We start from the raw sequence: 3,322 nt of genomic DNA, 5'->3' as shown, positions 1-3,322 counted from the left end.
GGCGGCGGCGACGGCGGCGGCGCCCGCCGCCCTCCTCGGACCCGTCGGCGGCCGCGCGCTCGTCCGAGGCGCCCTCCGCCTCGGACTCGGCGACGGCCTCGACCTCTTCGCCGGCTTGGCTCTCCTGGCCCTCTTGGCCCTCGATCGCCTCGTCCTCGAACTCCTCGGCCTCGTAGACCGGGGAGATCGCCACCGCGCGCACGCCGGTGGCCGGGCCGACATGCTTCACCGCCGGCTCGCCGCGTTCGAGCTGGAAGGCCGAGGTCGCCGTCAGCCGCTCGTCGGCGGAGATGGTGACCGTCACCGAGAAGCGCTGCTCGAGGTCGAACAGGTGCGCCCGCTTCTGGTTGAGGATGTAGAGCGCGGTCTCGGTGCGGGTGCGCAGCACGAGGTTGTGGCTCGACGACTTGAGCAGCGCCTCCTCGATCGAGCGCAGGATGTGCAGCGCCACCGAGGAGGTCGCCCGCACGAAGCCCGAGCCGCCGCAATGGGCGCAGGGGATCGAGGAGGATTCGAGCACGCCGGTGCGGATGCGCTGGCGGCTCATCTCGAGCAGGCCGAAGGGCGAGATCCGCCCGACCTGGATCCGCGCCCGGTCGTTCTTGAGCGCCTCGTTGAGCCGCTTCTCCACCGCCCGGTTGTTGCGCTTCTCCTCCATGTCGATGAAGTCGATGACGACGAGGCCGGCGAGATCGCGCAGGCGCACCTGGCGGGCGACCTCTTCCGCCGCCTCGAGATTCGTCTTGAGCGCGGTGTCCTCGATGTCGTGCTCGCGGGTGGCGCGGCCCGAGTTCACGTCGATCGAGACCAGCGCCTCGGTCGGGTTGATGACGAGGTAGCCGCCCGATCGCAGGGCCACGTGGGTCGAGAACATCGCGTCGAGCTGCTGCTCGACGCCGTAGCGGGCGAAGATCGGCGTCGGGTCACGGTAGGGCTTCACCACCTTCGACTGGCCGGGCATCAGCATCCGCATGAAGTCCTTGGCCTCGCGGTAGGCGTCCTCGCCGGAGACCAGGACCTCGTCGAGATCCTTGTTGTAGAGGTCGCGGATCGCCCGCTTGATCAGCGAGCCCTCCTCGTAGACCAGCGCCGGGGCGGTGGATGACAGCGTCAGCTCGCGCACGCTCTCCCACAGGCGCATCAGGTACTCGAAGTCGCGCTTGATCTCGGGCTTGGTGCGGGTGGCGCCGGCGGTGCGCAGGATGATCCCCATCCCCTCCGGCACGTCGAGGTCGGCCACGACCTCCTTCAGGCGCTTGCGATCGGCGGCCGAGGTGATTTTCCGCGAGATGCCGCCGCCCCGGCCGGTGTTCGGCATCAGCACCGAGTAGCGCCCGGCCAGCGACAGGTAGGTGGTCAGCGCCGCGCCCTTGGTGCCGCGCTCCTCCTTGACGACCTGGACGAGGATGATCTGGCGGCGCTTGATCACCTCCTGGATCTTGTAGTGGCGGCGATAGGCGCGCGGGCGCTCGGGGATCTCGGCGAGGGCGTCGCCCGAACCGCCGACCTGGGCCACGCGCGGCTCGCCGTCCTCGGACTCCTCGTCCTCCTCTTCGTCGTCCTCCTCGGACTCGTCCTCGGAGTCCTCGTCGTCGTCCGAATCCTCGTCGTCCGACTCGTCCTCGTCGCCCTCCTCGTCGTCCTCGGACTCGTCGTCGGATTCCTCGGACTCTTCGGACTCGTCGCTCTCCACGCTCTCGGCGATCGGCGCCGTGGCGGCGACGGGCTGCGGCTCGACCGTCTCCGTCTCGGCGGAAGCGGCGGCGTCCGCGGCCGGCGGGTTCGGAGCCTCGGAGATCGCGGCGATGTTGGAGGGCTCGACCGCGGCGGCGGCGTCCGCGGGGGCGGCCGTCTCGTCGGACGGCGCGTCGGCGGCGGGGGCGCCGGGCGCCAAGGCCGCCTCGGGCAGGCTCGCGGAGGCGTCGCCGCCGGTCTCGACCGGGGCGGCGTCCGCATCGCCCGTCGCGGCGGGCGCATCGCCCTCGGGCCGCTCCTCGACGAGGGCCGCGCGCACGGCCTCGATCGCCTCGGGCGCGGGCGCGTCGGCGGCTTGACCCTCGCCGGGAACCGCGTCGTTCTCGGAGACCGCGTCGGACAAAGCCTCCTGCGACTTCACCGTGTCGTCGGGACGGGAGCCGCGGGCCTCGGCCCGGCGCCCGCGCGAGCGGCGGCCCCGCGCCGGGCGGCGCTCCTCGCGCTCGCGGTGCTCCTCCTCCTCGCGCGCCTCGGCCTCGATCAGAGCGAGGCGGTCGGCCATCGGGATCTGGTAGTAGTCGGGGTGGATCTCGTTGAAGGCGAGGAAGCCGTGGCGGTTGCCGCCGTACTCGACGAAGGCCGCCTGGAGCGAGGGCTCCACGCGGGTCACCTTGGCGAGATAGATATTGCCCCTCAGAGGCCGGCGGTTGGCCGCCTCGAAATCAAATTCCTCGACCCGCGAGCCTTGCACGGTGACGACCCGGGTCTCCTCCGGATGCGTCGCATCGATGAGCATCTTGTTGTTGGCCATGACGAACTTTCGACATGGCGGCCGACGTCGTTCTCCTCACGCGTGCGCCGCGTTGTCCCGGCGGAGCCTCGCCCGGCCCCGAGGCCGGAGGGGAGAGGACGCGCGCCGGCCTCGTTGCCGAGGCCGCGGATGGTGCGGGGAGGGGATTGCCGTCAACCGCCTTCTGGCGCCGAACATCGGCGCGCTGGGGGTTGAACAGGGCCGGGACGACGGAAGGGGCGGGGCGACGCGAAAACCGCGCGCCTTCGGCACGAGCAGCGGCAACCGATGCTGTGCGTCCTCCCATCCTGATCCGGCCTCGCGAAGATGGTGGGCCGGCAGGCGGCCCGTACAGATTTCATAGGCGCGACGACCCGGAATAAATCGGGAGGCCGCGAATACCGTGACACCCGCCCGGATGCCGGGAGGCGCCGACTGACGCTGCCAATTCGAGCGAGGTGGGCGCCGACATGCCCCGGGCGCGCCCGGGGGCCGCCGAAGCGCCAACCCGGGAATGGGGTCGATATCATTACAGAGTGTCGCGGGAGAATTGCAAGGGTTCCGTAGAATGACCCCGGGGCAATCGCTCGAAAGCGATTACCCTGGTTCGATGTCGGCCTCGGTCGCCGGCACCCGCCTCCGCGGAAAACCTCGATTCCTTGGGCTTTCGCTCCGCTCGGCGCCTCGGCAAGGCCGAGGCCCGCTCCGCGCGGCGCTCTTCGCGCGCTGGCCCTGATGACGGCCCGGGGCTTCGCGTGCGGGTCGATGCGCGGTGCGGCGGCGTGAACCGGACGCCCCGCCGCCGGCTTGACGCTGGACGACCCGCGCTCGGCGCGG

The 3,322-nt window shown here is 71.4% G+C and carries 1 protein-coding gene; it reads right to left on the bottom strand.

Annotation, left to right across the window (positions count from 1 at the left end; all coding sequences use genetic code 11):
- Positions 1–2,506 (bottom strand): Rne/Rng family ribonuclease (locus MFF42_RS22775; protein ID WP_238257970.1); only part of this gene is annotated, 2,506 nt, incomplete at its 3' end.
- Between the last annotated feature and the right edge of the window lie 816 nt (positions 2,507–3,322).

It is taken from the genome of Methylorubrum podarium (assembly GCF_022179745.1).
Lineage (GTDB): Bacteria > Pseudomonadota > Alphaproteobacteria > Rhizobiales > Beijerinckiaceae > Methylobacterium > Methylobacterium podarium.
This window is presented reverse-complemented; position numbering and strand designations above follow the sequence as displayed.